This is a genomic window from Aeromonas veronii (genome assembly GCF_040215105.1).
GTDB classification, from domain to species: domain Bacteria; phylum Pseudomonadota; class Gammaproteobacteria; order Enterobacterales; family Aeromonadaceae; genus Aeromonas; species Aeromonas veronii_G.
In genome coordinates this window covers 3870192-3885000 of record NZ_CP157875.1, presented here as the reverse complement: position 1 = coordinate 3885000, position 14809 = coordinate 3870192, and the positions used below count along the sequence as shown (strand labels likewise).

At 60.1% G+C, this 14809-nt stretch carries 9 protein-coding genes, 1 tRNA gene, 2 rRNA genes and 1 riboswitch; of the genes, 11 read left to right on the top strand and 1 reads right to left on the bottom strand.

Annotation, left to right across the window (positions count from 1 at the left end; translation table 11 throughout):
- Positions 1-4 precede the first annotated feature (4 nt).
- The 9 genes from ABNP46_RS17845 to cbl all read left to right on the top strand — a co-directional run bounded on the left by ABNP46_RS17845 (position 5) and on the right by cbl (position 9277).
- A 23S ribosomal RNA gene (locus ABNP46_RS17845) occupies positions 5-2893 on the top strand.
- Between the two features lie 119 nt (positions 2894-3012).
- A 5S ribosomal RNA gene (rrf, locus tag ABNP46_RS17840) occupies positions 3013-3127 on the top strand.
- 94 nt (positions 3128-3221) lie between these two features.
- Positions 3222-3298, top strand: a tRNA-Asp gene (locus tag ABNP46_RS17835).
- A gap of 198 nt (positions 3299-3496) precedes the next feature.
- Positions 3497-4498: a sulfate ABC transporter substrate-binding protein gene (locus tag ABNP46_RS17830; protein ID WP_349919606.1), complete on the top strand. Its 1002-nt coding sequence runs from the start codon at positions 3497-3499 to the stop codon at positions 4496-4498.
- Positions 4499-4540: 42 nt separating this feature from the next.
- Positions 4541-5116, top strand: coding sequence for an RBBP9/YdeN family alpha/beta hydrolase (locus ABNP46_RS17825; protein ID WP_349919604.1), 576 nt, complete (start codon positions 4541-4543; stop codon positions 5114-5116).
- 294 nt (positions 5117-5410) lie between these two features.
- Entirely contained in the window at positions 5411-6250 is an 840-nt protein-coding gene (gene cysT / locus ABNP46_RS17820) for a sulfate ABC transporter permease subunit CysT (protein WP_349919603.1), read from the top strand.
- Positions 6247-7131, top strand: a complete 885-nt coding sequence (gene cysW, locus ABNP46_RS17815) for a sulfate ABC transporter permease subunit CysW (protein ID WP_349919601.1) — start codon at positions 6247-6249, stop codon at positions 7129-7131. The genes cysT and cysW overlap by 4 nt, the downstream gene beginning before the upstream one ends.
- A 24-nt stretch (positions 7132-7155) precedes the next feature.
- A complete protein-coding gene (locus ABNP46_RS17810; RefSeq protein ID WP_349919599.1) occupies positions 7156-8238 on the top strand; it encodes a sulfate/molybdate ABC transporter ATP-binding protein in 1083 nt (360 codons plus the stop codon).
- 91 nt (positions 8239-8329) lie between these two features.
- Complete coding sequence (gene cbl, locus ABNP46_RS17805; protein WP_349919597.1) at positions 8330-9277, top strand: HTH-type transcriptional regulator Cbl; 948 nt, start codon at positions 8330-8332, stop codon at positions 9275-9277.
- Positions 9278-9332: 55 nt separating this feature from the next.
- Here the strand turns inward: cbl and gbpA are convergent, their stop codons facing one another.
- Complete coding sequence (gbpA, locus tag ABNP46_RS17800) at positions 9333-10757, bottom strand: N-acetylglucosamine-binding protein GbpA (RefSeq protein ID WP_349919595.1); 1425 nt, start codon at positions 10755-10757, stop codon at positions 9333-9335.
- 61 nt (positions 10758-10818) lie between these two features.
- Positions 10819-10904, bottom strand: a riboswitch (cyclic di-GMP riboswitch).
- Between the two features lie 338 nt (positions 10905-11242).
- On the opposite strand from gbpA, the gene ABNP46_RS17795 reads away from it, so the two are divergent.
- Together ABNP46_RS17795 and wecB are read left to right on the top strand one after the other, a co-directional pair.
- Complete coding sequence (locus tag ABNP46_RS17795) at positions 11243-13090, top strand: M3 family metallopeptidase (protein ID WP_349919593.1); 1848 nt, start codon at positions 11243-11245, stop codon at positions 13088-13090.
- 632 nt (positions 13091-13722) lie between these two features.
- Positions 13723-14805, top strand: a complete 1083-nt coding sequence (gene wecB, locus ABNP46_RS17790; protein ID WP_349919592.1) for a non-hydrolyzing UDP-N-acetylglucosamine 2-epimerase — start codon at positions 13723-13725, stop codon at positions 14803-14805.
- Positions 14806-14809 lie beyond the last annotated feature (4 nt).

Below are 14809 nucleotides of genomic sequence, written 5' to 3'. Positions count from 1 at the left end.
GTATGGTTAAGTGACTAAGCGTACATGGTGGATGCCTTGGCAGTCAGAGGCGATGAAGGACGTACTAACCTGCGATAAGCTGTGAGAAGTCGGTAAGAGACGCTATTACTCACAGATTTCCGAATGGGGAAACCCACCCAGCATAAGCTGGGTATCCGTTAGTGAATACATAGCTAACGGAGGCGAACCGGGAGAACTGAAACATCTAAGTACCCCGAGGAAAAGAAATCAACCGAGATTCCCTCAGTAGCGGCGAGCGAACGGGGATTAGCCCTTAAGCATCTTGGAAGTTAGTGGAACGGTCCTGGAAAGGCCGGCGATACAGGGTGATAGCCCCGTACACGAAAACAACCTTGATGTGAAATCGAGTAGGGCGGGACACGTGACATCCTGTCTGAACATGGGGGGACCATCCTCCAAGGCTAAATACTCCTGACTGACCGATAGTGAACCAGTACCGTGAGGGAAAGGCGAAAAGAACCCCTGTGAGGGGAGTGAAATAGAACCTGAAACCGTGTACGTACAAGCAGTGGGAGCCCTTCGGGGTGACTGCGTACCTTTTGTATAATGGGTCAGCGACTTACATTTTGTAGCGAGGTTAACCGTATAGGGGAGCCGTAGGGAAACCGAGTCTTAACTGGGCGTCTAGTTGCAAGGTGTAGACCCGAAACCGGGTGATCTAGCCATGGGCAGGTTGAAGGTTGAGTAACATCAACTGGAGGACCGAACCCACTAACGTTGCAAAGTTAGGGGATGACCTGTGGCTGGGGGTGAAAGGCCAATCAAACTCGGAGATAGCTGGTTCTCCCCGAAAGCTATTTAGGTAGCGCCTCGGACGAATACTACTGGGGGTAGAGCACTGTTTGGGCTAGGGGGTCATCCCGACTTACCAACCCCATGCAAACTCCGAATACCAGTAAGTAATATCCGGGAGACACACGGCGGGTGCTAACGTCCGTCGTGAAGAGGGAAACAACCCAGACCGCCGGCTAAGGTCCCAAAGTTCTGGTTAAGTGGGAAACGATGTGGGAAGGCTCAGACAGCTAGGATGTTGGCTTAGAAGCAGCCATCATTTAAAGAAAGCGTAATAGCTCACTAGTCGAGTCGGCCTGCGCGGAAGATGTAACGGGGCTCAAACCAGGCACCGAAGCCGCGGATTCACGCTAAGCGTGAGTGGTAGGGGAGCGTTCTGTAAGTCTGCGAAGGTGTATCGAGAGGTATGCTGGAGATATCAGAAGTGCGAATGCTGACGTAAGTAACGATAAAGGGGGTGAAAAGCCTCCTCGCCGGAAGACCAAGGGTTCCTGTCCAACGTTAATCGGGGCAGGGTGAGTCGACCCCTAAGGTGAGGCCGAAAGGCGTAATCGATGGGAAGCAGGTTAATATTCCTGCACGACTTGTAATTGCGATGGGGGGACGGAGAAGGCTAGGTGGGCCAGGCGACGGTTGTCCTGGTGAAAGTGCGTAGGTGGTGTTTCTAGGCAAATCCGGAGACACAACACTGAGACACGAGACGAACGCACTACGGTGCGGAAGCCATTGATGCCCTGCTTCCAGGAAAAGCCTCTAAGCTTCAGATTACAAGTCATCGTACCCCAAACCGACACAGGTGGTCGGGTAGAGAATACCAAGGCGCTTGAGAGAACTCGGGTGAAGGAACTAGGCAAAATAGAACCGTAACTTCGGGAGAAGGTTCGCTCTTGATGGTGAAGTCCCTTGCGGATGGAGCTGTCGGGAGTCGCAGTGACCAGATGGCTGGGACTGTTTATCAAAAACACAGCACTCTGCAAACACGAAAGTGGACGTATAGGGTGTGACACCTGCCCGGTGCCGGAAGGTTAATTGATGGGGTTAGCGCAAGCGAAGCTCTTGATCGAAGCCCCGGTAAACGGCGGCCGTAACTATAACGGTCCTAAGGTAGCGAAATTCCTTGTCGGGTAAGTTCCGACCTGCACGAATGGTGTAACCATGGCCATGCTGTCTCCACCCGAGACTCAGTGAAATCGAATTCGCCGTGAAGATGCGGTGTACCCGCGGCTAGACGGAAAGACCCCGTGAACCTTTACTACAGCTTGGCACTGAACATTGAACCTACATGTGTAGGATAGGTGGGAGGCTTTGAAGCGATGACGCCAGTTGTCGTGGAGCCGTCCTTGAAATACCACCCTTGTATGTTTGATGTTCTAACGCAGGGCCCTGAATCGGGCTCGCGGACAGTGCCTGGTGGGTAGTTTGACTGGGGCGGTCTCCTCCCAAAGAGTAACGGAGGAGCACGAAGGTTGGCTAATCCTGGTCGGACATCAGGAGGTTAGTGCAATGGCATAAGCCAGCTTAACTGCGAGACGGACAGGTCGAGCAGGTACGAAAGTAGGTCATAGTGATCCGGTGGTTCTGAATGGAAGGGCCATCGCTCAACGGATAAAAGGTACTCCGGGGATAACAGGCTGATACCGCCCAAGAGTTCATATCGACGGCGGTGTTTGGCACCTCGATGTCGGCTCATCACATCCTGGGGCTGAAGTCGGTCCCAAGGGTATGGCTGTTCGCCATTTAAAGTGGTACGCGAGCTGGGTTCAGAACGTCGTGAGACAGTTCGGTCCCTATCTGCCGTGGGCGTTGGATGATTGAAGGGAGTTGCTCCTAGTACGAGAGGACCGGAGTGAACGAACCTCTGGTGTTCGGGTTGTCACGCCAGTGGCACTGCCCGGTAGCTAAGTTCGGAATCGATAACCGCTGAAAGCATCTAAGCGGGAAGCGAGCCCTGAGATGAGTCATCCCTGACCCCTTGAGGGTCCTAAAGGGCCGTTGGAGACCACAACGTTGATAGGTGGGGTGTGTAAGCGCGGTGACGTGTTGAGCTAACCCATACTAATTACCCGTGAGGCTTAACCATACAACACCCAAGAAGTGTTCTGGGCCTTGTAGCAAGTGCATGAACTACTCAAATTCAGTGATAGCGACGAGCCAAGAGCGACATCGTTATTCACGTCAGCTTTCTAGATTAAGAATTTGCCTGGCGGCCATAGCGCCGTGGAACCACCTGATCCCATGCCGAACTCAGAAGTGAAACGCGGTAGCGCCGATGGTAGTGTGGCATTCGCCATGCGAGAGTAGGACACTGCCAGGCACCCAATTAAACAGTTGTGCACACATTGCGCGATTGGCTGCGAGGATGACACCTCATGAAGCGGCAAAAGATTTAGCGAAAGCTAACCGAATGCGGAGCGGTAGTTCAGTCGGTTAGAATACCGGCCTGTCACGCCGGGGGTCGCGGGTTCGAGTCCCGTCCGCTCCGCCACTAACAAGAAGCCCAGTCTAACGACTGGGCTTTTTTTCGTCCCTGTATTTCTCATTTTTCCCTCGCGATCTCACCTTAATCTTGTTTTTGACTCACCCTTGATATGCAGAAAAGAGATAAGCAATGCGCTATTTCTTTCTTCCTGGTATATCAAAGAGGAGGCATGCTGTACTCAATCCAACGATAAGGAGTATCACCATGAAACTGCGAATGACCGCTCTCTCCCTGTTATCCCTGCTTGCGCTCGGCCAAGCCAATGCCGCCGAAGTCCGGCTGCTCAACGTCTCCTACGACCCTACCCGCGAGCTGTTCCAGGAGTACAACACGGCGTTTGCCAAGGAGTGGAAGAGCAAGACCGGAGACGATGTGGTGGTGAGCCAGTCTCACGGTGGCTCCGGCAAGCAGGCACGTGCCGTGGTGGACGGTCTGGAAGCCGACGTGGTGTCGCTGGCGCTGGCCTACGACGTCGATGCAGTGGCCAAGGCCGGCCTCACCGCCAGTGACTGGGAGGGACGGCTCGCCAATAACGCGTCTCCCTATACCTCCACCATCGTCTTCCTGGTGCGCAAGGGGAATCCCAAGCAGATCAAGGACTGGGACGATCTGGTGCGCAAGGATGTCTCCATCGTCACCCCCAACCCCAAGACCTCTGGCGGGGCGCGCTGGAACTACCTGGCTGCCTGGGGCTATGCCCTGAAGAAGGACGGCAGTGAGGAGGAGGCCAAGCAGTTCGTCGGAGACCTGTTCAAGAACGTGAAGGTGCTGGATTCCGGTGCTCGCGGTGCCACGACCAGCTTTATCGAACGCGGCCTCGGCGACGTACTGCTGGCCTGGGAGAACGAGGCGCTGCTGGTGCTGGGTCAGCCGGGCACCAGTGACAAGTTTGAACTGGTGGTACCGTCCGTCTCCATTCTGGCGGAGCCGCCGGTCACCGTGGTGGACAAGGTCGCCAAGAAACACGGCACCGAGGCGGTCGCCAAGGGCTACCTCGATTATCTCTACTCCGATGAGGGGCAGCGCATCATCGCCAAGTATCACTACCGTCCCAGCAATCCGGCGATCCTGAAGGAGACCTCGGCCCAGTTCCCGACCCTGAACCTGTTCACCGTCAAGGATCTGGAAGGGGATTGGGACAAGGCCCAGAAGAAACACTTCTCCCAGGGCGGTCTGTTCGACCAGATCTACCAGCCGGGCAGCTAAGTCTGCCCCACTGGGTCCCGCATCACGGATAGGAGCCTCCAGATGAACAAGATCCTCCTGGTTCCCGGTCTGCACAACAGCGGACCGGATCATTGGCAGAGTCGCTGGCATCAACACTTCCCCCAGTGGCAGCGCATGGTCGGGCTGCCCTGGGACAAGCCTGACCTCACGGTCTGGAGTGCCAAGCTGGCGAGCAAGCTCAGGAGCCGGCGTGGCCGGGTGCATCTGGTGGCCCACTCCTTCGGTGCCCTGACGGCCATCGCCGCCGCCAGGCTGCAACCGGAGAAGGTCTCCTCCATCCTGATCGTGGCTCCCGCCGATCCGGCCCGTTTTGGCATCCCGGACGAGGCGCTGGCGGGATCGGTCAAGGTCTCCGCCCAGCTTATCGCCAGTCGCAACGATCCATGGATGTCGTTCGAGCGAGCCGAGTACTGGAGCCGCCAGTGGCAGGTTCCCCTGTTCGATGCGGGGGAGGTGGGCCACATCAATGCCCAGTCAGGTCACGGGGAGTGGAGTCAGGGTCTCAACCTGCTCGGCACCCTTCATCGGCGGGCCGAGATGGTGGTGGAACCGCTTCAGACCGATTGGGGCAAGCGGGCGGCACTCAGCTTCCGTTAGTCATCGATCGTCACGGCGCAGAGGCCAAGGAGGAAACACAAGAGATGGGGGCCCGTCGTCCGTCCCCATGATCGTACTCATGGCATCCACTTCCGGTTTTGGTTTTACGGCTCCGTTTGGTTAGGTCTTTTATTTATATAAAAGACCTTTTTTTATATTTGTTGCTCTAAAAGCCTTGTTTCATCGTTGTTAGATAAAAAAGTGATTAGCAAAGGCGTTATTGGTGTTTGTTGCATCTGGCGGGAGTGAGCAGAATCGCTATATCGAAACTTACTTATAACAATCGGAAGTGTTATGCGATTAAGTTCTTACTCTGTCCTGCCTGGCCTGGGGGCGACGCTGGGCTTCAGCCTGCTCTACCTGGGCATACTGGTGCTGTTGCCGCTTTCGGCGTTGGTGTTGTTTGCCATCAACAACCTGAGTGCCGCCGAATTCTGGCAGGTGATCAACTCCCCCCGGGTGTTGGCTTCATTTCGCCTGAGCTTCGGTGCCGCCTTTATCGCCGCCCTGCTCAACAGCCTGTTCGGTCTCATCCTGGCCTGGGTGCTGGTGCGCTACAGCTTCCCCGGTCGTCGTCTGGTGGATGCGCTCATCGATCTGCCGTTCGCCATGCCCACCGCCGTCTCCGGTATCGCCCTGTGCGCCATCTTCGCCCCCAACGGCTGGATCGGCCAATGGGTTGCTCCCCTTGGCATCGAACTCGCCTATAACCCCATTGGTGTGGTGATAGCCCTGACCTTCATCGGTCTGCCCTTCGTGGTGCGCACCCTGCAGCCGGTGCTGCGTGAAGCCGAGACCGAGCAGGAGGAGGCGGCCGCAAGCCTCGGGGCCAACCGTTGGCAGACCTTTGCCAGGGTGCTTTGGCCAACCCTGATCCCGGCGCTGCTCACCGGCTTCGCCCTGGCCTTCGCCCGCGGGGTGGGGGAGTACGGCTCCGTCATCTTCATCGCAGGCAATCTGCCCATGGTGTCGGAAATCGCGCCGCTGATGATCATGAGCCACCTGGAGGAGTATGACTACGCAGGCGCCTCCGCCATCGCCTCCGTCATGCTGCTTATCTCATTCATTCTGCTGTTGATCATCAACAAGTTGCAGGCCTGGAGCTGGGCCCGTATCGGAGGGAGCCGCATATGAATGCCTCTACCCTGGTTGTCGAGACCGCCCCGCAGGGCACGCGGTCGAGCCATGAGCCCGTGACTCGCGAGCCGGTCTGGGTCAAGTGGTTGCTCATCACAGTCGGGTTGGGCTGGTTTGCCGCCCTGCTGTTGTTGCCACTCGCTACCGTCTTCATTCAGGCGCTGAGCCCGGGTCTTGCTTTCTTCTGGCATGCCATCAGCGAACCGGATGCCCTGAGCGCCCTCGGCCTCACCGCTCTGGTGACCCTCTGCTCGGTGCCATTGAACGTGCTGTTCGGTCTGGCGGCCGCCTGGGCCATCGCCCGCTTCCGCTTCCCGGGCCGGCAACTACTCATCACTCTGATTGACTTGCCGTTCTCGGTTTCCCCCGTCATCGCCGGCCTGATGTTCGTGCTGATGTTCGGCAGCCGTGGCTGGTTCGGTGACTGGTTGAGTGAGCACGACATCAAGATCATCTTCGCCACCCCTGGGATCATCCTGGCCACCACTTTCATTACCGTGCCCTTCGTGGTGCGCGAGTTGTTGCCCCAGATGGAGGCTCGCGGACCGGAAGAGGAAGAGGCAGCCATCATGCTGGGGGCGAGCGGTTTGCAGATGTTCTGGCGGGTCACCTTACCAGGAATTCGATGGAGTCTGATGTATGGCGTGCTGCTCTGTACCGCCCGGGCGGTGGGGGAGTTTGGCGCCGTGTCCGTGGTCTCGGGCCACATTCGCGGCCAGACCAACACCCTGCCGCTGCACATCGAGATCCTCTACAACGAGTACCAGACCGGCGCCGCCTTCGCGGTGGCCAGCCTCTTGGCTCTGTTCGGGATCTTCACCCTGTTGGGGGAAACCCTGTTGGCCCGGCTGCGTGGTCAGCCCATTAAATCTCACTGATTTCACAGTTTCAACGAGGCAGCCATGAGCATTCAGGTTCAACGACTCAACAAGCATTTCAATCAGTACGCGGCCCTGGCCGACATCAACCTTGACTTCCACGACGGCGAACTGGTCGCCCTGCTGGGGCCCTCCGGTTGCGGCAAGACCACCTTGCTGCGGATCATCGCCGGGTTGGAGCAGGCCGATAGCGGCAACGTCATCATCCGGGGGGAGGATGCCTCCGCCCTGCATGTACGCGAGCGCAACGTCGGCTTCGTGTTCCAGCACTACGCCCTGTTCCGCCACATGACGGTGTTCGAGAACGTGGCCTTTGGCCTGCGGGTCAAGCCGCGCAGCGAGCGCCCGAGCGAGGCGGATATCCGTGCCCGGGTCAAGGAGCTGCTGGATCTGGTGCAGCTCAGCCACGTGGCTGGCCGTTACCCGACCCAGCTCTCCGGTGGCCAGCGCCAGCGAGTTGCCCTGGCGCGGGCCCTGGCGGTACAGCCCAAGGTCTTGCTGCTGGACGAGCCGTTCGGCGCCCTCGATGCCCAGGTACGTAAGGAGCTGCGTCGCTGGTTGCGGGAACTGCACAACGAGCTGCACGTCACCAGCCTGTTCGTGACCCACGATCAGGAGGAGGCGCTGGAGGTGGCAGATCGGGTGGTGCTGATGAATGCCGGTCGGGTCGAGCAGGTCGGCACTCCGGCCGAGGTCTATGACCAGCCCGCCAGCTCCTTCGTCCACAGCTTCCTCGGCAGCGTGAACCTGTTCCATGGCCGGGTGGCGGAGCAGGGGCTCGGCATCGGCGAGCAGTGGCTGGGGGGTGCGAGTGACTCCCGGCTGGCCCAGGGCAGCGCGGCCATCGCCTATGTGCGCCCCCACGAGCTGGAGATCCTGCCAGCGGATGCGCCAGGTGGCATCAGCGCCACCATCACTCGTCTGTTGCCCATGGGGCCGCGGATCCGGGTCGAACTCAGGGGCAACGGTGACGCAGGCACTCCCAATGGCAAGGGGGCCCACTACGAGGCCGAGCTGAGCAAGGAGGCTGCCCGTACCCTGGTGCCGGGGCAGGGGGTGAGGCTGATCGCCAAGCAGGCTCAGCTCTACCCGGACTACCAGATCTAGTGCGCGAGCCATCCATCGTGTTCAGGTTTGAGACAGAGAACAAGGCTCCGGGAGCCCATCCACGGGGCCGGTCAGCGCAGGAGGCGATGACGTGAATTTTCAGCAATTACGCATTATTCGGGAGGCGGCGCGGCGGGACTACAACCTGACCGAGGTCGCCAACGCCCTGTTTACCTCCCAGTCCGGGGTCAGCCGCCATATCCGCGAGCTGGAAGAAGAGCTGGGGCTGGAGCTCTTCATCCGTTACGGCAAGCGGCTGCTCGGCATGACGGAGCCCGGCAAGGAGCTGTTGGTGATCGCCGAGCGCATCCTCAATGACGCCAACAACATCCGCAAGCTGGCCAGCACCTTCGCCAACCGCGACTCGGGACGCTTGCTGGTCGCGACCACTCATACCCAGGCGCGCTATGCCCTGCCGCGGGTAGTGAAGGCGTTTCGCGAGCAGTTCCCGCTGGTGCAGCTGGAGCTGCGTCAGGGCAGCCCGGAGGAGATAGTGCGGCTGGTGCAGACCGGCGAAGTGGACATTGGCATCAGCAGCGAGCAACTCGACAAGAGCGAAGGGGTGGTGGCGTTTCCCTACTATCGCTGGCATCACAACATAGTGGTGCCGGAGCAGCACCCCCTCACCGCCGAGCGGGAGCTGACCCTGGCGGCGCTGGCCCAATGGCCCATCGTCACCTATCAGGCGGGGCTGACCGGGCGGGTGCGGGTAGATGAAGCGTTTGCCGAAGCCGGGATAGTGCCGCAGATCCTGCTGACGGCTCAGGATTCCGACGTCATAAAGACCTATGTCGAGCTGGAAATGGGGGTGGGTATACTGGCGGACATGGCCTTCAACGGCCAGCGGGACAAGGGGCTGGTGCAACTCGACGGCAGCCGGCTGTTTGCCCCTCACACCGCCTGGATCGGCCTCAAGCAGGGGCAGTTCCAGCACAATTTCGCCTGGCAGTTCATCCAGCTCTGCAACCCGGAACTGGCGCTGGCAGACATCCAGGCGCGGGCTCTGCGCAACGATGCGGCGCTCGATTACCAGATCTGAGTGAATCGCCATAAAAAACAGGGAGCCTCGGGCTCCCTGTTTTGCATTCAGACGATTATGGCAGTTGGGTCCAGGCCTCCTGCCAGTGGGAGCCGACGCCCGGCTCATACTGGGTGGCCGTGCTGGCCCACTGGCTGCACCAGCCGCTGTAGGGGAAGGGCTTGCACTGGTAGATCTTGCCGTTCTTGGGTTGCAACACCTTGGTGCCGGCGGTGTAGGCGGCGACGCCCTCGGGGAAGCTGTACTGATAGTCACCGCCACTGGCCGGATCCTTGAGCATCAGATCCAGGGTCTGCTGCACGGCCGCGCCTCCCGATTTGGGTTTACCCGTGATCACCAGTTGATGATGGCCGGCACTCAACCCGGTCAGCGGCATGGTGAAGCTCTGGCTGCTGTCCTTGATGTCGGCGCTGCTCTGCCCCCTGGCGACGCCACCATGGTCATAGAGGGTGCTGGTGACAGCGAGATCCCCTTGCGCCGCGACTGTGAAGCTCAGGGTCAGCTTGCCGCCATCGAGCAAGTACTCGCTCTCCAGGCCGCTCACGCTGACGCTGTCACCGATCGGCGGTTGTTGCTGCTCGAGCTGGATCTCGACCCGTTGCAGGTTGCTGCCTGCTTTGAGGAAGACAGGGTTCTGGCCGTAGACGGGATTGAACTGGCCGTCACTCCCTTGCTGACCGGCGCGGATCTGGCTCTGTTCCCCGTTGATCTTGCTGGCCAGAGCGTGGGCCCAGTTGTTCTTCTGGCCCTGCTCGGTGCTGGCGATGGTCAGCACCGTCTGCAGATCCGTGCGCTCGCCGCTTGCATCGAACACCCGGGTCATGGCCTTGTCACCGGCCGCCAGATCGATGGAGGGATAGATGGTCCCGCCCTGGCTCCAGCTCAGGGGGGGCTGGGTACCACCCTCGAAGCGGGCGTCGATCAGGTTGTAGAAGCTGTTGGTGGTATCCCCCACCTCCCAGACACCCAGGATCACCTGATAACCGGTACGGGCAGGCAGGACGCAGTTGTGGGTAACCTGTTTGGGCGGTTGCACCATGCCCCCGTCGATGACGCAGAAGGGGGTGAGGTCGAAGGAGGCCCGGGTCAGTGGTTGGTTCGGATCCCAGTCCTGCTTGGTGAGGTAGTAGCGCCAGTTGCGGGTGGTGTGGTTGGCGGTGAAGGTCCAGCTGATGGCGAAGGGGCCGGCTTTCACGTCGCGCTTGGTCCAGCGATCGCTGGTCTGGACGTTGAGCTCGCCAAATTGCGGATGGCCGGCGGCGGCTATCTGACCATCGGCCGGACCGCCAGCGGGGAAGCCGGACGGTGCCTCCAGGCTCTGGGGTTCCCACTGGATGGCGCCGCACTGGATGTTGCCACCCGTCTTGCACAGGTAGTTGCGTGCCTCCGGCTGGCTGATGTAGCCGTGAGCGAGCACGCCGCCACTGGCCAGCAGTGCGAGCGCCGCCGTGAGGTGATTGAGTTGAATAGTTGCTGCCATACATTCCTCTGTTCGATAGATGTGGGCAGTCAAGTTGGCAGGGGAGTTTCCCGAAACACTGTGCTGCAACCCCGCTATCCTGGACGACATGTCTTTAGACCGGAGGCTTTGCGTCCTGGCCTTTCAACCAGTTTGCCAAATGACTACAAAATGGGTCATGGTGTCGCGTTTGACTACGACGCTCCCATCATGACTTCTTTCTATTGAATTATTAAGTGTAAATCTTTACAGCTTGCTCTCATCGGAGTAGAGCCAATACGCCACTTTTTGCTTTTATTCCCCCATGTGGCCCCGGCCTCTCTGCCACCGGCACCCAGCGCCGCCAGGAAGACTCCATTCACGAAGATAATCCTTTGCTCGCGGCAGACAGCGGAGCCTGCTTTTGCTAGCGTGATGAGGCGCATCCTCGCGCACCCGCCCTGCTGTCAGGGCGCCATCAAAAAAGGAACGGTCGGCCAGTGGCCGCCGATAAAAAGAGGGACCTTATGATTTCCAATGCCAGGAATTACTTGAACCAGCTCAATGCCGACTACCTGAAGGTACACAGGCGCAAGGAGGATCTCTTCTGGTCCACCTACATGGGCACCAGCGATGATCAGGCCGGGTTCACCGCAGCCGAACAGGCCTACAAGGCATTCTGCGCCGATCCGGCCCGCCTGCCGGTCTTGCGGGCCATGCTGGCCGAGGCCGAAGGGGCGGATCTCAAACGGGGGCTCGGGGGCTGGATAGCCTTCTTCGAGTGCAACGTCATCGAAGACCCACAGGCTGCGGTGCTGATGGACGAACTGGTGGCCGCCGAGGCAGAGCTGTTCGCCCGTCGCAAGGAGCTCAAGCTGACCCTGCTGGACGAGCAGGGGCGGCAGGTGGCCGGCAGCCTGCCGGCAGCCAGTGCCTCCCTTGCGGCCAGCGCGAATGAGGCGGTGCGCCAGAGCGCGCTCGCCATGTTCCATACCCTGGAGCAGTGGGTGGTCGACAACGGCTATCTGGCCATCGTCACGCTTCGCAACCGCTTCGCCCGCGCCATGGGCTATCGGGATTACTTCGACTACAAGGTGCGCAAGAACGAGCAGATGAGCCCGGAGCAGCTGTTCGCCGTGCTCGATGACTTTATCGCCCGCACCGAGGATCGGGTGCACCTGGGCCTCGCCGAATTGAAGGGGGCCAAGGGGGAGGCGGCGCTGCTGCCCCACAACCTGCGCTATTTCGTGAGCGGTGACGTGACCCGTCAGCTCGACCCCTACGTGCCCTTCTCCCGAGCCCTGAAGGATTGGGTCGAGAGCTTCCGTCGCCTCGGCATCCAGTACCGGGAGGCGACCCTGACCCTGGATCTGCTGACCCGGGAAGGGAAATACGAGAACGGCTTCTGCCATGGCCCGGTGCCGAGCTTCTGGCAGGAGGGGGAGTGGGTGCCTGCCGTGGTCAACTTCACCAGCTTGGCGAACCCTGCTCAGGTGGGCAGCGGCTGGAATGGCCTCAACACCTTGTTCCACGAGGGGGGACACGCGGCGCATTTTGCCAACGTCACCGGCAACGCCCCCTGTTTCTCCCAGGAGTTTCCGCCCACCTCCATGACCTATGCGGAGACGCAATCCATGTTCTGCGACAGCCTGCTGGACGATGCGGACTGGCTCAAGGGGTACGCCCGCAATGAGGCGGGGGAAGCGATCCCGGATGCCCTCATCAAGGCCATGATCGAGGCTCGCCAGCCGTTCAGGGCCTTCAACGAGCGCCAGATTGCCCTGGTCTCCTACTTCGAGCGGGATCTCTATGCCATGGAGGATGCCGAGCGCACTCCGGCCGCCGTGCTGGCGCTGGCCCGCCAGTGGGAGCGCAGGATCCTGGGAGTAGAGAGTCCACGCCCGCTGCTCGCCATTCCGCACCTGCTCAATCAGGAGTCGGCCTGCGCCTACCACGGCTACCTGCTGGCCCTGATGGCGGTGGAGCAGACCCGTGCCTACTTCCTGCGCCGGGATGGCTATCTCACCGACAACCCGCGCATCGGCCCGGATCTGGCGGCCCACTACTGGGGGCCGGGCAACGGCATGACCCATGACCAGACCCTGCAGAGCCTGACCGGCGAGGGCTTCAGCGCAGCTCCCCTGGCCCGGGTGTGCAACCAGAGTGTGGAGGATGCCTGGGCCACGGCCTCGGCCTGCATGGCGGCGGCGCGTCAGCGTCCGCCCGTCGGTGATGGTGCCCCCCTCAATGCCCATATCCGGGTGGTGCACGGGGCCGAGCTCATCGCCGACAACAGCGAGTCGGAAGCCCGCATGCTGGCGGACTTTGAAGCCTGGATCCGGCGCTATTATCAGGGGGAGAGTCAGCCCGCCTAGGGGCCAACGGTGATGTCATCGAATGCCTGCACAAAAAAGCCCCGAAAGGGGCTTTTTTTATCGGGCTCAGCGGGCGCCAGGCAGGGTACGACAAGAGGTGACCCTTGCCGGTTTATCCGCTATCGCCTTCCTCGCTCTGCTGCTATATGTCATGAGGTCGACTTAAGTTCAGATAATTGATTTGGATTTGGTTTATGTTCGATTTGTTGGAATATTTACATTTTAAATATGGACTGACCTGGCTCCTGAGCAGATGATTGATAGGCCACCCTCGGTGCGAACCGGGTTCGGAAAATCACAGATCTCCCCCGTGAGATGGCTGGATTGCCTATGACGAGGGTCTGATGACTCGCTCCATATCTGATGACGTTCTATATCCATTCAATGATGATGACCGCCTCACACCGAGCCGGGCGAACAGGGATGCCAGCGTTAGGTACCGTGCCTGCTGTCGCGCGGTATCAGGATATCCACGAGTGATCATCCGGGGGAATCGCCCCCTATTAGTGTTCCCCTCCTCCCTAGTGACTTGTAATCTATTGATATTATTCTGCATAGGTACGGGCTGATGATGTGTCTGGTCGGCTAGACTCCTTGCGGTGATATGGTTCTCATGAACGGAGCATGTTGTGATGAAGAAGATCATGATGGTATCGGGCACTCGCCCTGAAATAATCAAACTCGCCCCCCTCTATCATGCCCTCCTGCAGGCGCCCTGGGCCGATGTGCGCTGGGTGCATACCGGTCAGCATGACAGCATGGCTACCCAGTTGCTCGAGTGCTTCGATATCCGCCCTCACTGGTCGCTGCAGCGCCAGGGGGCCAGTCTCTTTGAATTCAGCCAGGGCTGCCGTGCCCAGCTGGAAGCCCTGATGGCAAAGGAGCACTGGGACATGGTGATCGTGCAGGGGGACACCGAGAGTGCCTTCCTCGGCGCCCTGACCGGGTTCTATCATCAGGTGCCGGTGGCCCATGTGGAGGCCGGGCTGCGTACCTATCGCCTTGACCGCCCCTTCCCCGAAGAGGGGCTGCGCCAGATGATTGGGCGCATCGCACAACTGCATCTGGCGCCGACTCCCCGTGCGCGGGACTGCCTGCTGGCCGAGCAGGTGCCGGCAGCGCGGGTCCATGTCACCGGCAACACCGTCATCGATGCCCAGCTCTGGGCCGGTGAGCGCCATGGCATCCAGCGCAACAATCCCCAGCCGGGTCATCTGCTGGTCACCGTGCACCGCCGGGAGAACTGGGGTGACGAAGTCGACGGGATCTGCCGTGCCATCGCCCGTCTCGCCACCGCTCATCCCGATATGCGGGTGCTCTTCCCGGTGCATCTGAACCCGGTGATCAAGGAGGCGGTCTATCCGCTGCTCGGCCATCTGCCAAATGTCACCCTGACCGAACCCCTCGATTATCTGGCCATGCAGCAGGCCATCGCCGATGCCTGGCTGGTGATGACGGACTCCGGCGGCCTGCAGGAGGAGGCGCCCACTTACGGCGTGCCGCTGCTGGTGCTGCGGGAGGAAACCGAACGGCCCGAAGCGGTGGAGTCCGATTATGCCCAGCTGATGGGCACCGATGAGGAGCGCATCGTCCAGCGTGTCACCGAACTGTGGCAGGCGGCGGACTTTGCCCCGCGCACCATGGCCAATCCGTTTGGTGATGGCCAGGCCTGCGCGCGCATCGTGGCTATCATGGCTGATACCTTGCTGGGGTGATCCT

Coding starts and splice junctions, on each gene's coding strand:
- ABNP46_RS17830 (WP_349919606.1), top strand. CDS start 3,497: ATGAAACTGCGAATGACCGCTCTCTCCCTGTTATCCCTGCTTGCGCTC.
- ABNP46_RS17825 (WP_349919604.1), top strand. CDS start 4,541: ATGAACAAGATCCTCCTGGTTCCCGGTCTGCACAACAGCGGACCGGAT.
- cysT (WP_349919603.1), top strand. CDS start 5,411: ATGCGATTAAGTTCTTACTCTGTCCTGCCTGGCCTGGGGGCGACGCTG.
- cysW (WP_349919601.1), top strand. CDS start 6,247: ATGAATGCCTCTACCCTGGTTGTCGAGACCGCCCCGCAGGGCACGCGG.
- ABNP46_RS17810 (WP_349919599.1), top strand. CDS start 7,156: ATGAGCATTCAGGTTCAACGACTCAACAAGCATTTCAATCAGTACGCG.
- gbpA (WP_349919595.1), bottom strand. CDS start 10,757: ATGGCAGCAACTATTCAACTCAATCACCTCACGGCGGCGCTCGCACTG.
- ABNP46_RS17795 (WP_349919593.1), top strand. CDS start 11,243: ATGATTTCCAATGCCAGGAATTACTTGAACCAGCTCAATGCCGACTAC.
- wecB (WP_349919592.1), top strand. CDS start 13,723: ATGAAGAAGATCATGATGGTATCGGGCACTCGCCCTGAAATAATCAAA.